This is a genomic window from Bradyrhizobium sp. BRP19, assembly GCF_020194195.1.
In the GTDB taxonomy this organism is placed as follows: Bacteria; Pseudomonadota; Alphaproteobacteria; order Rhizobiales; family Xanthobacteraceae; genus Bradyrhizobium; species Bradyrhizobium yuanmingense.
In genome coordinates this window covers 72,058-94,162 of the sequence record NZ_JADYVZ010000001.1, presented here as the reverse complement: position 1 = coordinate 94,162, position 22,105 = coordinate 72,058, and the positions used below count along the sequence as shown (strand labels likewise).

Here is a 22,105-nt window from a genome sequence, read left to right as displayed (position 1 = left end):
CCTGCTCATGCGCACCGATCTCTTCGATTTCGATCTGCCGCCCGAGCGCATCGCGCTGCGCCCGGCGAGCCCGCGCGATTCCGCGAGGATGCTGGTCGTCGAGAATGGCGCGCTGCGCGATCAGATCATTTCCGACCTGCCGCAATGGCTGAGGCCGGGCGACCAGCTCGTCGTCAACGACACCAAGGTGATTGCGGCGCAATTGAAGGGTCGCCGCATCGGCCGCGAGACCGAGCCGAAGATCGAGGCGACGCTGATCAAGCGCCTCGACGGCTCGCGCTGGCAGGCGCTGGTGAAGCCGGCCAAGAAGCTCGCCCCCGGCGACCGCATCCGCTTCGGCAACGACGGCAAGGTCTGCCTGCTCGGCCATCTCGACGCCGAGGTCGAGGCCAAGGGCACCGAGGGCGAGGTGACGCTGTCGTTCTCGTTCCATGGCCCGGCGCTGGACCAGGCCATCGCCGATCTCGGCAGCCCGCCGCTGCCGCCCTACATCGCCTCCAAGCGCACGCCAGACGATCAGGACCTCGCTGATTACCAGACCATGTTCGCGGCGAATGAAGGCGCAGTTGCAGCGCCGACCGCGGGGCTGCATTTCACGCCCGCGCTGGAGCAGGCGCTGCGCGACCGCGGCGTCGGCCTCAATCGCGTGACGCTGCATGTCGGGGCAGGGACGTTCCTGCCGGTGAAGGTCGACGACACCGAAGCCCACAAGATGCACGCCGAGTGGGGCACGATCTCGGCCGCAACGGCGGAGCGGCTCAACGCCGCGCGGAAGACCGGCGGCCGTATCGTTGCCGTCGGCACAACGTCATTGCGGCTGCTCGAAAGCGCAGCGCGCGAGGACGGCACGATCCAGCCATTCGCCGCCGAGACGTCGATCTTCATCACGCCCGGCTATCGCTTCCGCGCGATCGATATTCTGATGACGAATTTCCACCTTCCGAAGTCGACGCTGTTCATGCTGGTGTCGGCCTTCTCGGGGCTCGCGACGATGAAGCAGGCCTATGCGCACGCGATCACGCAGGGCTATCGCTTCTATTCGTATGGCGATGCGTGTTTGCTGTTTCGAGCGGTCCCGTAGGGTGGATTAGCCGTCAGGCGTAATCCACCGCTTCTGTTTCCGCGGATACGAAAGAGGTGGGTTACGCCCAGCGGCCGCGCTTCGCGCATCCGCTAGGCTAACCCACCCTACGCACGTCCCGTTACGCCATCACCTTCTGCGGCAACAGCTCGGCGATCTGCACGGCGTTCAGCGCCGCGCCCTTGAGCAGCTGGTCGGCTGCCACGAACATCGAGATCGAATGGCCGGTGGGGTCGCTGAGATCCTTGCGGATGCGGCCGACCAGGACGTCGTCCTGGCCCGAGGCGTCGATCGGCATCGGGAAGTAGTTCTTGGCGCGGTCGTCGACCACCTTGACGCCGGGCGCGCGCGCCATGATGGCACGGACCTGGTCCTCGCTGATCGGCTTCTCGCATTCGAAGGTGATGGCTTCGCAATGGGCGCGCAGCACCGGCACGCGCACGCAGGTGACGCCGACGGCGATGCTGTCGTCCTCGAAGATCTTGCGGGTCTCCTTGATGACCTTGGTCTCTTCGTCGTTGTAGCCGGTCTCGGGGTCGATGGCGGTGTTGTGGTTGAACAGGTTGAAGGCGTAGGGGTGTGGCATCACCTTCGGCGTATAGACCTGCCCGTTGAGGTTGGCGCGGGTGGATTCGACGAGCTCCTCCATCGCGGCGGCGCCGGCGCCGCTGGCCGCCTGATAGGTCGAGATGATCACGCGCTTGATGCGGTTCTGCTGGTGGATCGGCCACAGCGGCACCAGCGCGGTGATCGCGGCGCAGTTCGGGTTGGCGATGATGCCCTTGTGGTCGCGGATGCGGCTCGCGTTGATCTCGGGGATCACCAGCGGCACGTTTGGGTCCATGCGGAAGGCCGAGGAATTGTCGACCACGACGGCGCCGGCCTTCACCGCGATCGGTGCATACTTCCTGGAGATGCTGCCGCCGGCGGAGAACAGCGCGATGTCGACGCCGTCGAAGGAGCGCTCGGTCAACTCCTCGATGGCCACGCTCTGCCCGCGGAACGACACCGTCTTGCCGGCCGAGCGGGCGCTCGCCAGTGCCTTGAGCTTGCCGACGCGAAAGCCGCGCTTGTCCATGGTGGCGATGAATTCGGCGCCCACCGCACCGGTGACGCCGACAATCGCGACGACGGGATCGTTACTCACTTTGTCCTCCGTTGCATTGAGAATTTAGACAACAAAAAAGCCCCGGACCATCGAGGGCGGGGCTTGCCGTAGAGCTGATGCGTTTAAGTCGACGACCTACGCGCGCACGCCTCCCCGGGCCCCTTCGGCCGTGGTGGTTTTGGTCGTGCGTTTGGTAGTCGTGAACATGGCGGCGACTTATGCGGGAGAGTCTTGCGGCCGTCAATGGCTTTTCGGCCCGGCCGATGCCGGGGGCAGCCTGCCGCTATTTGGCACCCGCTATTTCCCCTTGGCGCCAGGCGGCTCCAGGGTGACCTCCTTGAGGTCGTCGCCGCTGACGACGACGATCGAGAAGTTCAGCCGGCCGCGCTCGCGGACCAGCCCGCCGCTGATGGCCTTGCCTGCGGCGGCGCGCTCGGCGACGCGTACGGCATCGGAGAGGCGGTGCCTGATCGCACCCAGCGCTGCGAGGTTGCTGCGGTCCTCGCGGTCGAGCTCGGTGAGGGGTAGGGCCGCTTCCCCGCCGACCAGTTCGCCGGTCGAAGCATTGATGGTGTGGCGCCAGATCCGGTCGTTGTGCAGTGTCTTCACCCGGTAGACCGGCACGCCCGAGCCGCCATCGAAGCTCACATCGGCGGTGGTGGCGCCGGCATGGCGGGCTTCGGCAATCGCCATGGCCTGGCTGATCGTGATCGAGGAGCTGCGGAATCGCTCTATTTCGCGGCTGACTGCCTGGCGGTCCGCTTCGGCATCACCATCTATGTCGCTGTGAAGCGCGGTCGGCGTGCTCGCGGTCACGATGGCCTGTGCCGGCGCGGCGATGAGCAGCGCGGGCAATGCGATCGCAAGCAGGTGCGAGGTCCATGGTTGGGCAGTCGTCATGCTCGAAACCCTCGGCCAGCGAGTGTGCCGGATGATCGTAAAGAATTCGCGGCCGGCCTTGGGCATCGGCCGGCCGCGGAGCGCCGCGGCAGGCTGTACCCGCCGCGGCGATCGAAGCGGGTCCGGACCTCTTTGGGGCTGGTGAAAAAAGCGACCCGAACCGACTGTAATGAAACCATACGGTATCGTTTTATTTCGGTCAATGACGCCGCATCGTCGCCCCCTGGGGAAAGCACGCAAGCTCACGGAATTGTCAGCGGGAGGAGCGGCGCCGTGGCGCGAGTTTCGAGGTGTCCTGGACGCGGTCGGCAGGTCCCAGCGCGCCAGCCAGGAACAGCTTGATCGCCGCGCGCATGCGCTTCTCGGCAGCCTTCAGCTCCAGCGCCGTTCCGAACGTCGCCATGCGGTGGGTGTGACCGACGACGACGTCGAGGAACACCTCGGCTGCGATGGTGGTGTCATCGACATCGAGCGCGCCTTGCGCCACCAGATGGTCGAAGAAGCGAGCCGTGGTGGCGACGGCCTTGAGCCAGCCTTCCTCCTTGCCGAGCTTGGCGACGTCGGGGAAGTTGATGGCCTGCGCCGTCATCATGCGGCTGAAGGCGACGGCATCCGGGCCGCAGGTGAAGGTCAGCATCTCGCGTCCGATCTCGACCAGCCGCTGCTCGACCGGGATGTTCGAGGCGCTGGAGAGCTGCGTCTCCGCCGCCGCCGACAGCGGCGCAAGCCAGCGCTCGATCTCGCGCCTCAGCACGGCCGCGAACAGGCCGCGCTTGTCGCCATAGCGGGAATAGACGGTGGGCTTGCTGACCCGCGCAGCTTCCGCGACCGCATCGAGCGAGGTCGCATCAAAGCCGCGATCAAGGAACAGGCGGGTGGCGACCTCGATCAGCCGCAGATCGCGCTCGATCGCAGCGGTCTTCGTCGGCCGGCCACCACGCGATTTCGGCACCTCGCGCCGTGGCGCTGCCGGTCTTGTCCTGGTCGCAGTCAATCCCATCCCCAATGATTCCTGCGCGGTCGTGATATCGGTCATTCGCTCTATATCGCGCAGGAGCGGAGGCGTCATCGCGAATCTGGCCGAATTGGCCATATCGTCAACGGTTTCGGTATTGCCTCTTCCGTCACGAGGGATCACGGCAGCGTCGAGGTCCAGGCCTGGCCGGATGCAGCCTTCTCGTATCCGTACTGGTAGAGCGCCCGCATATAGGTTGTGTCGAACCCTTCCGACGGCGGCGCAGGATAGTCGCGCGCGATGTAGGAGAGATGGAAGCCCAGCCGGTTGCGCTTAGCGAAATCGTAGGTCGAGAAGATGATCGAGCGCGTCTGCGATTGGGTGATCGCCGACAGGCTGCGCGAGGCGACGTCGATGGTGCCGTTGGAGACGAGCTCGAAGTTGCGTTCGATCTTCTTGTTGACGAGGATGTAGATGTCCACCTTCGCATTGCCGGGCAGACGGCCACTCTGGAACAGCAGAGCTTCGGGCAAGGTCAGCACCGGCGCGGTCACGCCGCCATCGACATGCATCTCCTGAAACTTGCGGCCCCCGCCTTCGGCATCGATCATGATGGGCGGAAACACCAGGGGAATGCTGGCGGAGGCCGCCATCACGTCGCGAAACAGCTTGAGCGCCTCGGGCGTTCCGACCGCGGCAATCTTGCCCATGTCCCAGATCGCGGTGCGCTGCGTGTCGAGGTCGGTCGTCACCACGAGCAGCCTGCGGCCCTTGGCGTGCTCGCGCGCGACCTGCGCCATGATCTCGGGCCCGACATAGCGTGCGACGAGTTCGCGCAGCCTGGTGTTGCCGAACAGGCCGGATCCGAACAGCACGCGCATGATGCTGGGATCGTTCAGGAGGCTCTCCGCGATGCCGCTGGTGTAGACCTCCTTCAGCGTGTCGTCATATTGCGGTCCGAGAAACGCGAACGGCGCAATCAGGCCGCCGGTGCTGACGCCCGAGACGACCGAGAAGGTGGGGCGGGTTCGGGCCGCGGTCCAGCCGTTGAGCACGCCGACGCCATAGGCGCCGTCAGCGCCGCCGCCGGACAGCGCCAGATAGGTTCTCGTCGCAGTGCTGTTGTCTTTCTCCAAGCTGAACTTGGTGGCCGGCTCGTCGGCGTAGCGCCGGAGGCCGTCGATATCCAGCACGCGCGAGGCGCTGGCTTCAGCGGCCGTGTAGGGCGTGCGGGGCAGGGCGGTGCAGGCGCCGAGCGCCAGGCTGCAGATCAGGACCACCGATCCGATCAGCCCGACGCCAGTCTGCCTGATCCGGTCACGCGAGGAGACGGATGCGTCGGTCGAACACGGAGGGTACGGCATTGTCGGTGGCTGGCGATCACGCATCTACCGCCGCCGGCAAGTTCGCTGCGGCATCTCGTTCCAGCCCCCAGACAAAAACTACACTGTATCGTTTCGTTTGACAAGGGTGCGGGCACACGATCCTTGTGTGGGTCGTTGTCCAGTCTGATGCACAAACCGGCCCGAGCGCGGTCGGCGGGTTGATCAGCCTGCTCCGACACGCAATAAGCACCGCCATGAATCCCGACAATGACCTTCCCAATCACTTTGAGTTGCTCGCCACCGACGGGGCGGCGCGCACCGGGCGCCTGACCACCCCGCATGGCGTGGTGCGGACCCCGGCCTTCATGCCGGTCGGCACCGCCGGTGCCATGAAGGGCATGCACTGGCGCGAGGTGCGCGATGCCGGCGCCGACATCGTGCTCGGCAACACCTACCATCTGATGCTGCGTCCAAGCGCCGAGCGGATCGCGGCGCTCGGCGGCCTGCAGACGTTCACAGGCTGGAACGGACCGATGTTGACCGATTCCGGCGGCTTCCAGGTGATGTCGCTGGCGGATTTGCGCAAAGTCAGCGAGCACGCCGTCACGTTCCGCTCGCACATCGACGGCGCCAAGGTCGAGCTGTCGCCGGAGCGGTCGATCGAGGTGCAGCGTTTGCTCGGCTCCGACATCGCCATGCAGATGGATGAATGCGTACGGTTGCCTGCCGAGCGCGCCGACATCGAGCGCGCGATGCAATTGTCGCTGCGCTGGGCGGAGAGAAGCAAGCGCGCCTTCGCGAGCGCCCCGGATGGCTACATGCTGTTCGGCATCGTGCAGGGCGGCGACGTGCCCGAGCTGCGCCATGCGAGCGCGCAAAGCCTGGTCGGGATCGGCTTCCATGGCTATGCGATCGGCGGTCTCGCCGTCGGCGAACCGCAGGCGGTCATGCTGGCGATGATCGACGAGACCGCGCCGCTGCTGCCGAAGCAGCGGCCACGCTATCTGATGGGCGTCGGCACGCCCGACGACATCCTCGAGGCGGTGAAGCGCGGCATCGACATGTTCGACTGCGTGATGCCGACCCGCAACGGCCGGCACGGCGTCGCCTTCACCCGCCACGGCCAGGTCAATTTGCGCAACGCGCGCCATGCCGACGATCCACGCCCGCTCGATGAAGAGAGCTCATGGCCGTCGACGCGGAACTGCGCGCGCGCCTATCTGCATCATCTCGTCAAGGCCGGCGAGACGCTGGGCGCGATGCTGCTGTCCGAGATCAATGTCGCGTACTACCAGTCCCTGATGCAGGGCATCAGGGACGCGATCGCGCAAGGAAATTTCGAGGAGTTCTATCAGCGTACGCGCGCGGACTGGGCGAGGGGCGATATCGCCCCGCGCTAGCTCAACAGTCCAAACTCAGTTGCACACGAGCCGCCGCTTCACGGCATGCTTGGTCACGAAGCCGTAGCCGCAATTGTCGCAAGTCCAGAGGTAGCTGATGATGTGGTCCGAGACGTAGGCAGATGCTTCAGCGGCGACCATGGAGTCGGCGCAGACGGGACAGGTCGGCAACTCGCTGCAACGCGGATCACGCCTTAGCGCTACGGTCGACATCACTTCAGCAACCGCTGACATCGTGGTGACCTCCCTGCTTTGAGACCTAAGTCTAACATAAGCAGAATCAGTTGACGAGGTCGCAACACAAATGCGTTGGTTTTCTGCTAATTAAAGCTCACGCGATTTTGCGATGCAGCGTATTTAACATGTGCTGCATTGCCGCTTGCGTGTCGCCGCAAGCTGTCCGTAACTGCGCAGGGCCGCGACAGACGTGCAGATCGTCGCCACAGGGAGTTCATCATGGACGTATCGTCCAACACGGGTGCAGCGCACCAACCCGGCCGTGGCCGGATCTATGACTCGATCGTCGATGCCTTCGGCAACACGCCCATCGTGCGCTTGCGCCGGCTGCCCGGCATGCACGACGTGAACGCGACCATTTTGGCAAAACTTGAATATTTCAATCCTGCCGCGAGCGTGAAGGACCGCATCGGCGCGGCCATGATCATCGCGATGGAGAAGGCGGGCATCGTCAAGCCGGACACCGTGCTGATCGAGCCGACCTCCGGCAATACCGGCATTGCGCTCGCCTTCGTCGCGGCCTCCCGCGGCTACCGGCTCAAGCTGGTGATGCCGGAATCGATGTCGATCGAGCGACGCAAGATGCTGGCCTTTCTCGGCGCGGAGCTGGTGCTGACGCCGGCGGCGCAGGGCATGAAGGGCGCCATCGCGGCCGCCGAGGAGCTCTTGAAGACGACGCCGAATTCAGTGATGCCGCAGCAGTTCAAGAACCTCGCCAATCCGGAGGTGCACCGCCGCACCACCGCGGAGGAGATCTGGAACGACACCGGCGGCAGCATCGACTTCTTCGTGGCCGGCGTCGGCACCGGCGGCACGATCACCGGCGTCGGCCAGGTACTCAAGCCGCGCAAGCCGGGCTTGCGTGTGGTCGCGGTCGAGCCGGAGGAGAGCCCGGTGCTCTCGGGGGGACAGCATACTCCGCACAAGATCCAAGGCATTGGTGCCGGCTTCGTCCCTGACATCCTCGACCGCTCCGTGATCGATGAGATCGTGAAGATCAACTCGACCACCGCGATCGAGACCTCGCGCGCGCTGGCGCGGCATGAGGGCATTCCGGGCGGCATCTCCTCGGGCGCCGCGATCGCCGCCGCACTCGAGATCGGCAAGCGGCCGGAAGCTTCCGGAAAGACCATCCTGGCGATCGTGCCGTCCTTCTCCGAGCGGTATCTTTCGACGGCTCTGTTTGAGGGAATCTAGGACATGGTGGATCAACCGAGACGGCCGCGCACGCTGGGCGATGCCAGGACCGAGGCCGAGGCGGCGTTCAAGAAGGTGACGGCCAAGGTCGCCACGGCGCCGCCCAAGCAAAACGCCGTGCCCGGCATCAAGGAGCAGGTCACGCTGCGCATCGACCAGGACGTGCTGGAGTTCTTCCAGGAGGGCGGTCCCGGCTGGCAGGATCGCATCAACGAGGCGCTGCGCAAGGTGGCAGGGAAGTAGACTTCGCGGATGGGCTGTAGCTCCTCATCCTGAGGAGCTTGCGAAGCAAGCGTCTCGAAGGATGAAGGCCCCGCTGGTCGAGGCGCGCCTTCATGGTTCGAGACGGCGCTTCGCGCCTCCTCACCATGAGGATCACAAACGAAAAAGCCCGGCGCGAGCCGGGCTTCTGTCGTCTGGGATCCGTCTCGCTCTCAGCGGCGGAACATGCCGCCCATCATGCCGCCGACGACGCCACCGACGAAGGCCGCACCGGCAGCATCGCCGGGATTGCTGCGTGGCTGGGGAGCCGGTGCCGGCGCGCTGCTCTGAGCCGGGGCGGTGGCGGCGCGCCGAGCCGGCTTCTGGCTGCCGTCGCTCGCCGTTGCCGGGGCAGCCACGATTTCCGAGAGCAGGGCCTTGTGCTGGTTCTTGTTGAGATAACCCGACGAGGGATAGCCGCGCGCAGTCTGCCAGCGCTTGAGCACGGACCGCGTTTCGTCGTTGAAGACGCCGGTCTGGTTGGTGTCGAAGCCGAGCGCCGTGAGTCGACGCTGCACGTCGCGACGCTTGTTCTTGTCGAGACCGATTTGGTCCTCGGTCACTTGGGTAGCCTCATCCGTGAAGGTGGCGGGATCGACGCCGGCATTGAGCGTGCGGGTCGCGGTCGAGGGGCCGCTCTTGATCGCCGCTAGCCGCGCCAGCGCCAGCGCCTTGAACTGGCCGTTCGGGTAAGCGGTGAGGTAGGCATTGAGCTCCTCGGCCTTGTTGGACTCCTTAACCGAGCGCCAGTATTCGAGCTCGACACCGTCCGAGCTTCCGGTCGCCCCCGGCACAATGCCGGTCGCGGTCGGGGCCGCAGCGGCGACCTGGGTGGTCGGCGCCTGATTGAGATAGACGGAGCCGGTCAGGTTGGTGTGGCCCCAGGGCAGCTGGCCCTTGCGGGTCTCTTCATTGACCTGAGCGCGCACCGACGTCATGGCCTGCTGGATCTCGACGCCGGGCTTGGTGATGTTGTCAATCAACGCCCGCGTGAACGGGCTGTTGTTGCCTTCCTGGCCGTCGAGTGCGGTCTGGCCCGGGCCGGTGGCGAACGCGATCAGCGTGCCTTCGCCGGACTTCATCTCGGCGAGGCCGCTCTGGACGTTGACGCTGCGGGTCGCCGAATTCGACTTGATCTTCGCGGCGAACGGATTGTCCCGGCAGGCGTCGAGGAAGACGAGCTTGACCTTGGCATCGCCCATGGTCTGCTCGAGCGTCAGGTCGATGTTGATGGCGGCGCCCAGCTTGACGTCCATCTCCGACTTGATGTCGGCATCGACGGGCAGCAGGTAATTGGTGCCGCTGACGGCGATGCCGTGGCCGGCATAATAGAACAGCGCGATATCGGAGCCTTGCGCCTTGCGGCCGAAATCAAGCAGCTTCTCGGTCATCTGGTCGCGGCTGAGATTGGAGCCTTCGATCACCTCGAAGCCGACATTGCGCAGCGTGGCCGCCATCGCCTTGGCGTCGATCGGCGGGTTCGGCAATTGCGCGACGTTCTTGTAGGAGCCGTTGCCGACGACGAAGGCGACGCGGCGGTCAGCCTTGGCGGCACTGATCGACAGCGCCATGCACATCAGCGAAGCGAGGAGGGTGAGATAGCGCATTCTGAAATCCCCAGAATCGAATTGCAGGCAGCAACAAATCGGCCACGAACCTACACGAAGTGCCCGACTTCGCGCCACCAAAACGGCAGTCCGTTGCGTTCAACCCGCTGCTGTGTGGCCGAATGTGCACGATGGAGTGTCGCTCCAACGTGATCCAAATCACACGGCCACTTGGTTTTGTCGCGCGAGACGGCACGAGGTTCACCTGGCCCGGGCGGGAACCGACGAAGCGGGCTTCAAATTGAGTAAATTGCCGAACAGGATCAGCGCGGCGCCGAGCACGGTCCAGGCGTCGAGCCGCTCGGAATACAACAGCCAACCGGCAGTTGCAGTCAGTGGAACCCGCAGGAAGTCCATCGGAACCACGACCGTCGCGTCAGCGTAGCGCATCGCACTGGCCAGGCAATAATGTGAGAACGTGCCGCAGACGGCGATCACGCCGACCCAGCCCCAGACATAGAGCGACGGCCACGTCCAAACCAACAGCGTCGGAATGAAGCCCGCAACCGACTGCACCACCAGCATCCAGAACAGGATCGAGAGCGCGCTCTCGGTGCGGGTCAGCGATTTGACCAGCGCCATCGCGACGCCAAATCCCATGGCGGCGCCAAGCGCGATGAGCTGCCCCGGATTGATCTCCCCGGTCGAGGGGCGAACAATGACGATAACGCCGACGAGGCCGAGCACGATGGCGGCGATCTTCCATGGCGTCATCCGCTCGGACAGGAAGCTCGCCGCGAGGACGGCCGTCCAGATCGGCATGGTGAACTCGATTGCGACCACCTGGCCGATCGGGATCAGTGTCAGTGCGAAGAACCAGCCGAGTTGGGCAACATAGTGCACCAAATTGCGGCCGACATGCTGCGGCAACCGCGATGTCTTGAGCACCTTCCAGCCGCCGGCACGGTAGATGATCGGTGAGAGCAAGACGAAGCCGGCCAGCGACCTCATTTCCATGATCTGAAAAACATTCAGCTCGCGCGTGGTCTCGCGCCCGGCCACTGCCATGATCAGCATCAGCGACAGCCAGCCGGCCATCCACAGTGCAGCCATCATTTTCGACGGTGTGGTGCTCATCTGCGGCGGATACGGAAAGGGATGGACAGAGGAGGGGCGGCCGGTATCGGCGACATTGCCGCCGTTTGCAACGGCCAAATCTGCGGATGCAGCGATGCTGGGCGGCATGCTAAGGCATCAGCGAACAACGACAAAGATCGGGAGACATTGCCCATGCGCATCTTGCAGCCGGCCGAGTGGAAAAAACCGCGCGGCTTTTCCCACGGCGTCGTGACCGAGGGGCCGGGCCGATGGGTGGTACTCGCCGGCCAAACCGGGGGCGACGAGGCCGGCAGTTACGATCCCGACATGGCAGCCCAGGTCGCGACGGCGCTGAAGCGGATCGTCAAGCTGCTGGGCGAGGCCGGTGCCGGCGCCGAGCACATCGTCCGCCTGACCTGGTACCTGACCAGCCGCGCCGAATACGAAGCGGCAGGTGCCGGCATTGGCGCGGCCTGGAAGGAAACGCTCGGCCGCAATTTTCCGCCCTCGACGCTGCTCTATATCGGAGGCCTCGTGGACGAGCGTGCCAAGGTCGAGATCGAGGTCACGGCGTTCGTGCCCGGCCCATGAAAAATCGATCCGGCGCGGGCGCCGGATCGATTGTCGCGTGAGCTAGCGTCTTATTTCGACATCGAGATGTGCGCGCCGCGGAACTGACTGTCCGCGCGCATCGTGACGTTCTGCTTGTTGCCGGACGTCTTGAGAGAGATGTTGGCGTTGAAGCCCGCGGTGGAGGCCACCAGCTCGTAGCTTCCGCCGCTGCCGCGGCCCTGGAGCGAACCGGAGATGTTGCGGCTGGTCTCGGACCAACTGCCTGCAATGGCGCCGCCTTCGGCCTTCACGTTGGCGCCGAGGTTGAATTTGTAGGCATCGCTGGCGCAGGTCAGCGACATCTCCATGGTCGGTCCGATCGGAGCGTATTTGGCCCGGCAGCGGATCCGCTCGGTCGAGCCGTCATCCAGCGTGACCGTGCCACTACCGCTCCAGCTGCCCGCCAGCGGGGCGAACGGGCCGGACTGGGCACTGCTTTCGGTCGCGGCGATCCCAGCCCCAAACAAAACGGCGGCCGCGATCAGCAGCCGCCGGTTCCGGGCGCGAGCCTCAATTGGTTTATTGGCGCGATGCTTCCCACCGCCCGCTGCACGGTATGCCTGCAGATGCTCCATTCCACTTCCCCGATCCGGCGTTGCCGCTGAGTTGACCGTTGGCATATGCACCATTGATCGAAACTTTCACAAGTCCCCCGCTGCCGATGGTGCCGGAAACGTTAGCGCCGGGCGCGGTGATCTTGCCGCCGGCAACCGTCAGCATCGAGCTTGCGGTCGGCTCGCACGAACCGCTCTTGGTCACGATGGTGACTTGCCAATTGCCGTCATAGGGATTCTGGGCGAAGGCGGGGGCGGCGAGGGTGCCAGCGAGAACTGGGGCGGCACAGAACACCGCAATGCGACCAAAACGCATGAATTCGTCCTTGAATGTGTCTGAGTTGTTGACGCTTATTCGGACGAAATGTGACGGAAATTTGTTGCGATGCCAAAGCGAAAATTGTTCCTTTGGGAACAATGGTTTATTTGCGCTTTTGGCTCCAATTTCCGAAGCAGAATCAAGGGCGCCGCACGTTAAGGGTAAACGTCAGGACGACTCGGAAAGAGCTTGCTCCAGGAGACTTCGGCTCCGAGGGCAGGCTCAGAGGGTCTTGGCTCAGGAGAGGCTCGGCGCGGAGGTCGCGAACTGCTCGTCCTGGACTTTGGCGGGTAGCGCCTTGTGGACCTTGGCGTAATCGATCACGTCGGCCAGCAGCTTGAGCCCGAGCGGCGCCAGCGCGCGCTCCCAAAGCTCTCGTGCGGTCTCGCCCTTCTTGACGAAGCACCAGTCCTGGGCGGCGATCGCGCCGGCATCCATGCGGTCGGCGAGATGGTAGATCGTGCCGCCAGCGATGGGGTCGCCTTCCTTGATGGTCCATTCCACCGCGGCCTTGCCGCGGTGGCGCGGCAGCAGCGAGGGATGATAGCCGATCCCGCCGAGCCTGGCGGCGGCGAGCGCATCCTTGCCGATCCTGGCATGGCTGTGCGCGGTGATGATCAGATCGGTGTCCGGGGCGATCTCGGAGGCCACCACCAGCTTGGGATTGGCTTGCACCTGCACCTCGATGCCGGCCGCCTTGGCCGCCGCGGCGAGGCGGTCGTCGGCGTCCGCCACCACGACCCGGACGACCGAGACGCTGTGCTCCCGGAGCATGTTCAGGGTGGTCACGCCAAAATGGCGGGAGCCGACGAGGGTAATTCGCATGGGTGTCCGATCCGTCTCGCAACTGCGTCATCCCCCGATAACACGTCCGCATGCCCTGTCACCACCCGCGCAGCGTTTGCGTGGGTTATCAACAATGCGCCGGGCGCCGCTTGCGCGAACGCCGGGATTGCGCCGTCGAGCCGTCCGGCGCCTTCCAAGCGGGCATGACATCGGCTTGGGAGTGAAGGCATGCGGAGCGTCGGGTTTTTTGTTGTCGCGACGCTGCTGGCGGCCACGTCGGCCCAAGCTGGCGGGCCTTACCCGGCGGTCCCGACCGGCGTTGCGCCATCAGGTGGCGCCGATCTCGGACGCCTACCGTTGCCTGGGGCGCTGCGTCGTCGACGAGAGCCTGTAGCGGGTTCCTGTGTTTCGTTCTTAACAGAGATGCCTCGGATTGGCTCATAAGGGTGCGCCAACCGGGGCTGGTGACATTCCAAACCCGCATCCGTTTTCGACTCCGGCTTTTGGCCGCCGGCGGCCTTTCATGCCCACGACTGACGAAATCATCGAACGGTAACACGATCTCAACCAGCTTGGCGTATCGACGAATCCGTCGCGGATTTGTATTGCGTACCGCGACACCGAAAGCGTCCGCCGGCGTGGGCGCGCCGCCGGGCCTTTTCGCCGGGACAGATCTCATGCCGAACGCGATCGAGCAGATCGTCGACGCCTATGTGCGTCTGAAGAACCGCCGTGGACTGGACGAGCTGATGATGCACAGGCAGCGGCTCGCGGTCGATCTGAAGAGCCGGTCCGGCTATGATTTCAGCCTGCCGATCGGTCAGATCGACGAGGAGATCGCGATCATTGAGGCGGGGCTCAGCCGGCTCAAGTCGGATAAGTCCACGATCTAGACGTCGGCATCGTGCGCGATGCCTGGCGTTGACGCATTGTCGCAGTCCGAGCCCGGTTCATGCGGGGTTCAGGCCAGCCATGCGTCAATTGCCATGTCGTTTCGTGGGACGCGAATCCTGATAGGCTTGTCCCCGTGTTTTGAAGGAATCGTCATGATCGAACTTGCGCTGGCCGGCCTGCTTGCGCTTGCAACCGGGCCTGCGGCGCCGACAGCGCCCATGGTGGAGCAGGTTCAGTTCAGGGGCGGTCCGGGCGGGCAATGTCCACACGGCTACGATTACAACCACTCGAACGGCCGCTGCTATCCCAACGACCGTCACGCGCCGGGTGTCTACACCGGGGGCCACGGCTCGGGCTATGGGCGCCGTGGTGGCCTGTGCCCGCACGGTTACGACTATAATTACTCGACAGGCGAGTGCTACCCGAATCGTGCGCACGCGCCCGGCGCTTACGGTCGCCCTCAATATTACGGACGACGCGGCGGGCTCTGTCCGGACGGCTATGATTACAATTACTCGCAGGGACAGTGCTACCCGCACGGGGCACGTGCGCCGGGCATGTATGGGCGGTAGTCATCGCCGTGCTGAGGCGGGCGCTCAGTCGCGCCGGCCGCCGTCGATCACCGTGAACAGCGGCCGCGCCGGGGTGGGTTCGACCAGCAGCTCCTCCACCAGTGCGGTTGCGGCATCGACATATTTTCGGGTCGGCTTGTCGAGAGAGCGCTTGGCCTCGTCGTCGAGCGCGACTTTTGCGGCCTCGACCAGCTTGCGCATGCGCGCGGCATGGTCGTCGCCCGCGGTCAATGTCGCGCGCGCCAGCGAGCGCAGCACGAACAGCTCGCCCTCGAGGCGAAGCAGACGGTCGTTGAGCCTGGTCAGGACGGCGTTGAGGTCGGCCATGGCGTTCGAAGCGGAGGATCCGTCCTGATCTAGCCGCGATCGGTGAACGGAGTGCAAACGGCGCCGGCGCAATTCGGCGGATCCGGCGTCACTGCAGGCGGCTTACCATTCGACGCCAGCCCAGCGCCGCCCGAACACCGGCGGCCTCGTCTTCACGGCCTGCCAGCCGAAGAAGTGGTGCTTGCCGGACCAGGCATGCACGATGCCGCTGCAGATGCCGCATTTGAAGCTGCCGCTGTGAGCCTCGCTGTGCTCCTCTCTGGTCGCGGTGTAGTTCATGCCGCAACCGGTGCAGGTGAATTCTTCGATCGTCCAGATGCTGTTGGCCATGGCCCAGAATGCGTTTCGGTGACTACGAAGAAAGGTAGTCACCAGCATTTGCAGCGGCGTAAACCGGCGCGGGGAAATCCGGTTAACCCGCGTTAGCCAAGCCGGGTTGGGACGGGCGATGCGGTATCCGGCAGCCGGTCGTCTTGACGCCAGATGCGTTGCTGGCAATAACGGCTGAGCCCGCAAGCGCGGAAGTTGCGTTCATGCCGCAAGGAAAGCTGTGCCCGTGAAAAGCCTCCGTCAGTTGCTGACGGGCGAGGACGTCATCCAGCTCGTGATCCGCCTCGGCCTGCTCGCCCTGCTGATCATCTGGACCTTCCTGATCATCCGCCCATTCGTGCCGATCCTGGCCTGGAGCGGCGTGCTGGCGGTCGCGTTCTATCCGGCATTCAGCTGGGTCGCCAAGATCCTGGGCGGCCGACCCAAAACCGCAGCAATAATCCTGACCCTGATCACGCTGGGTATCGTCATCGGCCCGGCGACCTGGCTCGGCATCAGCGCGGTGGACGGCGTGCGTGAGCTGGCGCACCAGCTCGGCACCGGCGACCTCGTGCTCCAATCGGCTCCGGAGCAGCTTAAGTCCTGGCCGCTGGTCGGCCCCTGGCTCTACGAGCTCTGGGATCAGGCCTACAACAACGTTCGGACGGCGGTGCGCGAGGTGGCGCCGTATCTTCAGCCGCTGGCCGGCCCGCTGCTCTCGCTCGCGGGCGACGCCGGCCTTGGCACGCTCCAGTTTCTCGTCTCCGTGTTCGTGGCCGGCTTCCTGTTTCCGCATGGGCCGCGCCTGGTCGCGGCCGGCCGCAACTTCCTGTTTCGCATCGTGCCGGAGCAAAGCGAGCATTTCCTCTCGCTCGCCGGTGCGACCATCCGCGCCGTGGCGCAGGGCGTCATTGGCGTGGCGATCGTCCAGGCGCTGCTCGCCGGAATCGGCTTCAAGCTCGCCTCGGTGCCGAGCGCGGGCCTTCTTGCCTTCATCGTGCTGCTGCTCTCGATCGTGCAGATCGGTGCTTTCCTGGTGCTGCTGCCAGTGATCATCTGGATCTGGACCGCTAAGGACGTCACCACCGCGCTGCTGCTCACCGTGTTCTTCGTCCTGGTCGGCTTCATCGACACCATGCTGAAGCCGCTGGTCATGGGCCGTGGCCTGACCACCCCGACCATCGTGATCTTCGTCGGCGTGATCGGCGGTACGCTGGCCCACGGCATCGTCGGACTGTTCATCGGACCGATCATCCTTTCGGTGGCCTGGGAAATGATGATGGCCTGGATCAGGACCGAGGACCGGGCGGAGACGGGGAAGGGGTGATCTCGCGCCCGCCAGCGCGCGGACTGCCCGCCATGGCGCACCGGGATCGGGTACGGTTCGGCCTGTGATCAAGCTGCGTCGCTAACTTGTCTGTTTGACTAGACAAGTTACCATTGGGTCGATTCTGTTTTCGACAACGGCAGCAATGGCAAAGTCTTCCAAGCTGGTTGCCGCCAGGCGCGGCAAGGTATTGTTGGTCAGACGCCGGTCGGACGGCCTGTGGATGTTTCCGGGCGGCCGCAAGCGTGCGCGCGAGTCGGAGAAGGACTGCCTGCGGCGCGAGATCAAGGAGGAATTGCCCAAGCTGAAGCTCGGCAGGATCAGCCTCTGGAAGGAAGTGACGGCGAGGAACAAGCGCTCCGGCCGCAAGATGAGCGACGCGATCTTCATCGCCAAGTCCGCCAAGGGCAGGCTGGCGATCGGCGACAAGAAGGAGATCGACCGCGCCGCCTGGCACAAGCCCCGCGGCATCCGCCTGACGGCGACCTCGCGCTACATCCGCGACCGCCTGTTTCCGCGCAAGCGGCGGCGAAGCTGAGCCGCTAGTCCTCCCGCGCCGCCGATCGCGTCCTGCCAGCAAACCTCCTCGACTGCGCCGCCTCCGGCTCGGGTGCGGCGAGCTTCGCGGCCTGGAGCTCCCGCATCTCCTTGCGGGCCTGGCGCGCACTGCGCATCGCCCGCTTGATGAAAGGATGCTGCGAGTCCTCGGCGAAGAACAGCACGACTTCGCAGCTCGGACATTGCCTGGAATAGCCGTCCTGCAACCGGCCGGCGCGATCGCGAAACACGTTCTTGCACCGCGTGCACTGAACCTGGACCGAACTCATGCGCGGATGACAATCACTTTGAAATGGATCGTCAGCTGATCCGAAATGTCTGAAGAAAGCTTGAATGCCGGCGTGGCTGGATGCCGCCAGATATCGCCGAGCCAACAAGACGTGTGAACCAGTTCACAAGCGCGCGGCGAAACCGCTGCTATGAAGACGTCATTGCTTAACCGATTCATTTCGAACGAAACGCCCCAGCGTGGCTCCAAGCGCTGGGGCTTTTTCGTGCCTCCATTCTCACGGCCAAGAGCAGATCGAAAGGGATCGCGCCGCCGCCTCGAACGTTATCGAGGAGGGGTGCGTTCGCAGGGCAAATCCCATATGCATGGCGCCGAGCTGCCGATTCGAGGGGCAAGGCGGCTCGCATTCAGTTTGCGGCGGTTCAAGAGCAGAAACGGGTCCAAGTGAGGCTTTCCACGAAGGCAAGGGTGGCCAAGAAGCCGCCGAAGAAGAGCAAAGGATCGCAGCGCGCCACGATCTCGTCTTCGTCGCCCCTCGGCATGATGGCCCTTCATCTGCTTGGACAATGGAAGCAGTCCGGACGCAGCGGCATCGTGTTTCTCGCCGAGAGCGAGAACAGGGCGGAGCGGCTCGGCAGCGTCATTCACGCGCTCGACCCCGCCTGCGAGGTGCTGGTGTTTCCGCGCTTGAATACCTTGCCGTTCGATCAGCTGGAGCCCTCGCACGAGCTCGCGGGGCGCAGAGCCTCCGTGCTGAGGCGCCTTGCGAAGTCCAAGAAGCCGGTGTTTCTGGTATCGACGGCCGAAGCGGTGATGGAGCGGATGCCGCCGCCGGCCAGCCTGTCGCGCCTGAGCCTGAGTTTGAAGGTGGGCGGCACGTTCTCCGAGCAGGAGCTGGAGTCCCGCCTGCAATCCCTCGGTTACGATCTTGACGATGAGCCGGATTATCCGGGCGGGGCGCTGTTCCACGGCCAGACCTTCGAGATATTCCCCGCAGGCGCGCTGGGGCCGTTCCGGATCGAGCATTCGCAGCACACGATCAAACGGATCGTGGCCTTCGACCCGCATGAGCACAGCATCATCTTCGAGACCAGGGAGCTGCTCGTCGATCCCATGTCGGAGCGGCTCGGCCTTGCCGGCAAAGGCGGTAAGCGCGCCAGCCTGTTCGATTATTGCGCGGGCGCCAGATGGATCGCCGATGCCGGCGTGCCGTCGCATGCCGACGGATGGCTCGATACGATCGAGGAGGCCGCGCCCCGCAGCGAGCGGGAGCGCGAATATCTCGGGCGCAGCGATTGGAAGCGGCTCTCCAAGGGCATCAAGGTGCTGCCGCGGACGGCACCGTTCCAGGCCATCCCGGAATTTTCGAAGCTGACATCCTCCCGGAAGGCGTTGCGTGGCTTCGTCGAGGAGACGCGCCGGGCCGGGTCGCGGCTGATCCTCGTTGCCGCGCACGAGGACGATCTGCGCGTGATGGAGCGGATGAGCGGCGTCAAGGCGGAGCGCTGCGAAGACTGGGAGGAGGCCGCGCGCGGGCGGGGCGGCGAGGCGGCGCTGCTCGCCGATCTCGATGCCGGTTTCGTCGTGCCGGCGAAGAAGCCTCTGGTCGTGGTGACGGCGTCCGACGTGCTCGGCAGCCGCGCGCATCATCCGCAGCCGATGGCGCGCGCCTGGAGCGCGGCCTTCGACCATGCCGATGCGCCGGAGCAGGGCACGGTGGTCGTTCATCTCCAGCGCGGCCTTGCCGTGCTCGACGGCCTGCAGACGGTCAACACCGGCGGCGGCGCGATGCGCGAGATGATCCGCCTGAAGTTCGCCGGCGACAATGCGGTGCTGGTGCCGCCGCCCGATCTCGCCTTGATGTGGCCTTACGCCGCCGAGCTCGGCAGGCTTTCGCTCGATAAGGCGGACGGCAGCACGTGGTGGGCGCGCCGCAGCGAGGCCGAGCGCGAGATCCAGATCGCCGGCAAGGCGCTCGCCAAGCACATCAGCCAGCGCCGGCGGCGGCGCGGCGAAAAGCTGGTGCCGCCGGGATCGGCCTACGAGAAGTTCGTCGCGCGTTTTCCTTACTTCACGACGATCGACCAGGCCCAGGCGATCCGGGACGTGCTGGATGATCTCGCATCCGGCCATCCGATGGATCGGGTGATCTGCGGCGATGTCGGCTTCGGCAAGACCGAGGTCGCGCTGCGCGCCGCAGCCGCGGTGGTGCTGTCAGGCAAGCAGGTGGCGGTCGCGGTGCCGACGACGGTGCTGGCCCGCCAGCACGTCGCGACGTTCCAGAAGCGATTTGCCCCGTTCGGCATCGAGGTCGGCAACCTCTCGCGCGCCACTTCGGGCGCGGCGCTGCGGGAGACCAAGGAGGGCCTGCGCAGCGGCCGGATCAAGGTTGTGATCGGCACGCAGGCGCTCACCGGCAAGGACGTCAGGTTCGACGATCTCGGCCTCGTCATCGTCGACGAGGAGCAGCATTTTGGCGCGGCGGAGAAGGCCAAGCTCGCGGGGCTCGCCAAGAACGTACACGTGCTGATGATGAGCGCGACGCCGATCCCGCGCACGCTGGCCGCCGGTCTCGCCGGCTTCCGTGATCTCAGCGTGATCGCCTCGCCCCCGGTGCACCGGCTTCCGGTCGCGACCCGGATCGCGCCGCTGTCGGATGCGGCGATCGCCTCGGCGCTGCTGCGCGAGCAGCGCCGCCACGGCCAAAGCTTCCTGATCTGCCCGCGCATCCAGGATCTCGATCCCATGCTGGCGCGGGTGCGGGCCGTGGCGCCGGACCTGCGCATCGTCTGCCTGCACGGCAGGCTGGCCGCGGACGAAATCGACGACCGCATGATGAGCTTCGTCGAAGGCCATGCCGACGTCCTGCTCGCGACCAACATCGTCGAGAGCGGCCTCGACATTCCACGCGCCAACACCATCGTGGTGTGCTGGCCGGAAAAGTTCGGCCTCGCCCAGCTGCACCAGCTGCGCGGACGCGTCGGCCGCGGCGGCATCCGCGCCTTCGCGCATCTGCTCACCGAGACGGAGTCCGGACAATCCGAGAAGCGCCTCGCCGTGCTCGAGGAGTTCAGCCGGCCGGGCGCGGGCTTTGCCATCAGCGAGCGCGACCTGGATCTGCGCGGCGCGGGCGATTTGTTCTCTGAGCAGCAATCCGGCCACGTCCAGGTGTTCGGGCCGGTGCTCTACAGCCACCTGCTGAAGATGGCCTCGGAGAAGAGCGACGAGCAGCTGTGGGTGCCCGACCTCAACCTGCCGGTCGGGGACATGCTGCCCGAGAGCTACGTGCAGTCCGAGCCGGTGCGGCTCGAGCTCTATGCCCGCGCCGCGCGATGCAACGACGAGGACGATCTCGACGACCTCGAGGAGGAAACCTCCCGCCGCTTCGGACCCTTGCCGAAGCTCGCGCGCGACTTCTTCGCCGCGGCCAAGCTCAGGATCGAATGCAAGCGACGCGGCATCATCCGCCTCGACGTCGGGCCTGAAGCTGCGGCCGCGACGTTCCTGCCCGGACGCCTGCGCAAGTCGCGAGGCAAGTCACTGCAACGCGACGGCGACCGCGTCGTCTATCACAGCCCGATGCGCGATGCGCCGTTCGAGCGGGTGGAGGAGCTGTTCGAGCTGCTGGATGAGGGGTAGGGGCTTGCGCGTTCGTCAGCGCTCGCAACTGCGAATTCGTAGCGGAAACCCTGCTCCACCATTATAGTTAATTTGGGCGTGGCGAAGGAGATCGTCCGATGTCACATGCCATTCGTCCAGTGATTGCCACGATTGTCGCAGGCTCATGTCTGTTGGCCCTGGTGCAAGCGGGTGGCGCAAATGCCGGCTCCGCCGGAGCGGGCATGGGAACGGGGCAGGGTAGCGCTGGCGGCTCGGCGCCTTCTGGAATGGGGACGAGTGCGGGCAATGCAGGTCCCTCAGCCCCCCCAGGGATGGGGACGAAGGACATCGCGCCCGGCGGAGATCTGGGTACCAACAGCGAAGCGACCAATTCGAACGTCCAGCCCGCCACGCCTGCGAGGTCGCGGGCGGCAGCTCAGGCCGCGAGAAATGCCGGGGCTGGTCGCGCTCAAAATGGCCTGCCGATCGGCGCAATTGGCAGCGGCACGAGCAATGAAGATCAAAAGGCCGCTGGTTCGGCGTTCTCCCAAAGCAGATTCCGACCGGCAACACAGGCTCAAGGAAACGCCAGTGTTGGTTCAAATAGTCTGTCAGGGAGAGGCTCGAGCCTTTCGGACCAGATCAGTCGGCCGCGAGCCGCACGAGCTGGAGACAAGGTGCTGGATGCCAAGGCCCGGGTCGAGCGACGAACGACTGTGTCGCTCAAACGCGTTACGAGCCCGATAGGACCAGGTTTGTAATCTGCGAGCGACGGGGGAACAGGTCGACTCGGTGCATCGCGCTCTACCAAAGCACATGTGGCGCTCGCGGTTTGAGCGGACGCACGAGCTGTTCGAGCTGCTGGACGAGGGGTAAATCGGAAAGTGCGAAAACAACCCCATGCACAGT

At 65.1% G+C, this 22,105-nt stretch carries 23 protein-coding genes; 10 read left to right on the top strand and 13 right to left on the bottom strand.

All coding sequences use genetic code 11. The annotated features are described in order from the left end of the window. Nucleotides 1-7 precede the first annotated feature (7 nt). Nucleotides 8-1,081, top strand: a complete 1,074-nt coding sequence (queA, locus tag I6F36_RS00455) for a tRNA preQ1(34) S-adenosylmethionine ribosyltransferase-isomerase QueA (protein ID WP_225156863.1) — start codon at nucleotides 8-10, stop codon at nucleotides 1,079-1,081. A gap of 121 nt (nucleotides 1,082-1,202) precedes the next feature. Here the strand turns inward: queA and I6F36_RS00450 are convergent, their stop codons facing one another. The 4 genes from I6F36_RS00450 to I6F36_RS00435 form a co-directional block, all read right to left on the bottom strand. Further along, on the bottom strand, nucleotides 1,203-2,228 hold the full coding sequence (locus I6F36_RS00450; protein WP_225112459.1) for an aspartate-semialdehyde dehydrogenase: 1,026 nt from the start codon (nucleotides 2,226-2,228) through the stop codon (nucleotides 1,203-1,205). Between the two features lie 258 nt (nucleotides 2,229-2,486). Next, complete coding sequence (locus I6F36_RS00445; RefSeq protein ID WP_225170870.1) at nucleotides 2,487-3,089, bottom strand: PepSY domain-containing protein; 603 nt, start codon at nucleotides 3,087-3,089, stop codon at nucleotides 2,487-2,489. Between the two features lie 253 nt (nucleotides 3,090-3,342). Beyond that, entirely contained in the window at nucleotides 3,343-4,089 is a 747-nt protein-coding gene (locus I6F36_RS00440; RefSeq protein ID WP_036012628.1) for a TetR/AcrR family transcriptional regulator, read from the bottom strand. A gap of 134 nt (nucleotides 4,090-4,223) precedes the next feature. Next, the gene (locus tag I6F36_RS00435; protein ID WP_225147084.1) at nucleotides 4,224-5,408 is read right to left on the bottom strand and encodes a patatin-like phospholipase family protein; all 1,185 of its coding nucleotides are present in this window, start codon (nucleotides 5,406-5,408) and stop codon (nucleotides 4,224-4,226) included. 215 nt (nucleotides 5,409-5,623) lie between these two features. Between I6F36_RS00435 and tgt the strand changes: the two genes are divergently transcribed. Then, a complete protein-coding gene (gene tgt, locus I6F36_RS00430) occupies nucleotides 5,624-6,769 on the top strand; it encodes a tRNA guanosine(34) transglycosylase Tgt (RefSeq protein WP_225170869.1) in 1,146 nt (381 codons plus the stop codon). Nucleotides 6,770-6,784: 15 nt separating this feature from the next. Here tgt and I6F36_RS00425 read toward each other — a convergent pair whose 3' ends face one another. Beyond that, nucleotides 6,785-7,003: a hypothetical protein gene (locus I6F36_RS00425; protein ID WP_036028144.1), complete on the bottom strand. Its 219-nt coding sequence runs from the start codon at nucleotides 7,001-7,003 to the stop codon at nucleotides 6,785-6,787. Nucleotides 7,004-7,225: 222 nt separating this feature from the next. Between I6F36_RS00425 and cysK the strand changes: the two genes are divergently transcribed. After that, the gene (gene cysK / locus I6F36_RS00420; protein WP_036012610.1) at nucleotides 7,226-8,203 is read left to right on the top strand and encodes a cysteine synthase A; all 978 of its coding nucleotides are present in this window, start codon (nucleotides 7,226-7,228) and stop codon (nucleotides 8,201-8,203) included. A gap of 3 nt (nucleotides 8,204-8,206) precedes the next feature. Then, nucleotides 8,207-8,446, top strand: coding sequence for a BrnA antitoxin family protein (locus I6F36_RS00415; protein ID WP_225156860.1), 240 nt, complete (start codon nucleotides 8,207-8,209; stop codon nucleotides 8,444-8,446). 191 nt (nucleotides 8,447-8,637) lie between these two features. On the opposite strand, the gene I6F36_RS00410 is transcribed toward I6F36_RS00415, so the two are convergent. Both I6F36_RS00410 and I6F36_RS00405 read right to left on the bottom strand, forming a co-directional pair. Beyond that, nucleotides 8,638-10,071 carry a caspase family protein gene (locus I6F36_RS00410; RefSeq protein WP_225170868.1) on the bottom strand — a complete coding sequence of 478 codons (1,434 nt, stop codon included), beginning with the start codon at nucleotides 10,069-10,071 and terminating at the stop codon, nucleotides 8,638-8,640. A 201-nt stretch (nucleotides 10,072-10,272) separates the two neighbouring features. Beyond that, a complete protein-coding gene (locus tag I6F36_RS00405) occupies nucleotides 10,273-11,148 on the bottom strand; it encodes a DMT family transporter (RefSeq protein ID WP_036012600.1) in 876 nt (291 codons plus the stop codon). 153 nt (nucleotides 11,149-11,301) lie between these two features. On the opposite strand from I6F36_RS00405, the gene I6F36_RS00400 reads away from it, so the two are divergent. Continuing rightward, the gene (locus tag I6F36_RS00400) at nucleotides 11,302-11,700 is read left to right on the top strand and encodes a RidA family protein (RefSeq protein ID WP_036012586.1); all 399 of its coding nucleotides are present in this window, start codon (nucleotides 11,302-11,304) and stop codon (nucleotides 11,698-11,700) included. A gap of 50 nt (nucleotides 11,701-11,750) precedes the next feature. On the opposite strand, the gene I6F36_RS00395 is transcribed toward I6F36_RS00400, so the two are convergent. From I6F36_RS00395 to I6F36_RS00385, 3 genes are all read right to left on the bottom strand, one after another. After that, nucleotides 11,751-12,296: a hypothetical protein gene (locus I6F36_RS00395; RefSeq protein WP_074447965.1), complete on the bottom strand. Its 546-nt coding sequence runs from the start codon at nucleotides 12,294-12,296 to the stop codon at nucleotides 11,751-11,753. Continuing rightward, on the bottom strand, nucleotides 12,241-12,591 hold the full coding sequence (locus tag I6F36_RS00390) for a hypothetical protein (protein ID WP_036012597.1): 351 nt from the start codon (nucleotides 12,589-12,591) through the stop codon (nucleotides 12,241-12,243). The genes I6F36_RS00395 and I6F36_RS00390 overlap by 56 nt, the downstream gene beginning before the upstream one ends. A gap of 240 nt (nucleotides 12,592-12,831) precedes the next feature. Continuing rightward, a complete protein-coding gene (locus tag I6F36_RS00385) occupies nucleotides 12,832-13,419 on the bottom strand; it encodes a formyltransferase family protein (RefSeq protein WP_036012580.1) in 588 nt (195 codons plus the stop codon). Between the two features lie 638 nt (nucleotides 13,420-14,057). Here I6F36_RS00385 and I6F36_RS00380 point away from each other — a divergent pair. Together I6F36_RS00380 and I6F36_RS00375 are read left to right on the top strand one after the other, a co-directional pair. Further along, the gene (locus I6F36_RS00380; RefSeq protein ID WP_036012594.1) at nucleotides 14,058-14,273 is read left to right on the top strand and encodes a hypothetical protein; all 216 of its coding nucleotides are present in this window, start codon (nucleotides 14,058-14,060) and stop codon (nucleotides 14,271-14,273) included. Between the two features lie 126 nt (nucleotides 14,274-14,399). Continuing rightward, nucleotides 14,400-14,846 (top strand): hypothetical protein, encoded by a 447-nt coding sequence (locus tag I6F36_RS00375; protein WP_225170867.1) that lies wholly within the window; start codon nucleotides 14,400-14,402, stop codon nucleotides 14,844-14,846. 24 nt (nucleotides 14,847-14,870) lie between these two features. On the opposite strand, the gene I6F36_RS00370 is transcribed toward I6F36_RS00375, so the two are convergent. Further along, nucleotides 14,871-15,173, bottom strand: a complete 303-nt coding sequence (locus I6F36_RS00370) for a hypothetical protein (protein ID WP_036012577.1) — start codon at nucleotides 15,171-15,173, stop codon at nucleotides 14,871-14,873. Nucleotides 15,174-15,275: 102 nt separating this feature from the next. Beyond that, the gene (locus tag I6F36_RS00365; protein ID WP_057029249.1) at nucleotides 15,276-15,503 is read right to left on the bottom strand and encodes a hypothetical protein; all 228 of its coding nucleotides are present in this window, start codon (nucleotides 15,501-15,503) and stop codon (nucleotides 15,276-15,278) included. Between the two features lie 220 nt (nucleotides 15,504-15,723). Here I6F36_RS00365 and I6F36_RS00360 point away from each other — a divergent pair, with 220 nt between their 5' ends. Both I6F36_RS00360 and I6F36_RS00355 read left to right on the top strand, forming a co-directional pair. Beyond that, the gene (locus tag I6F36_RS00360; protein ID WP_036012571.1) at nucleotides 15,724-16,809 is read left to right on the top strand and encodes an AI-2E family transporter; all 1,086 of its coding nucleotides are present in this window, start codon (nucleotides 15,724-15,726) and stop codon (nucleotides 16,807-16,809) included. A 145-nt stretch (nucleotides 16,810-16,954) separates the two neighbouring features. Beyond that, nucleotides 16,955-17,347 (top strand): NUDIX hydrolase, encoded by a 393-nt coding sequence (locus I6F36_RS00355; RefSeq protein ID WP_225170866.1) that lies wholly within the window; start codon nucleotides 16,955-16,957, stop codon nucleotides 17,345-17,347. Nucleotides 17,348-17,351: 4 nt separating this feature from the next. Here I6F36_RS00355 and I6F36_RS00350 read toward each other — a convergent pair whose 3' ends face one another. Further along, complete coding sequence (locus tag I6F36_RS00350; protein WP_346656641.1) at nucleotides 17,352-17,597, bottom strand: hypothetical protein; 246 nt, start codon at nucleotides 17,595-17,597, stop codon at nucleotides 17,352-17,354. 539 nt (nucleotides 17,598-18,136) lie between these two features. Between I6F36_RS00350 and I6F36_RS00345 the strand changes: the two genes are divergently transcribed. Then, a complete protein-coding gene (locus tag I6F36_RS00345) occupies nucleotides 18,137-21,235 on the top strand; it encodes a DEAD/DEAH box helicase (RefSeq protein ID WP_225171079.1) in 3,099 nt (1,032 codons plus the stop codon). Nucleotides 21,236-22,105 lie beyond the last annotated feature (870 nt).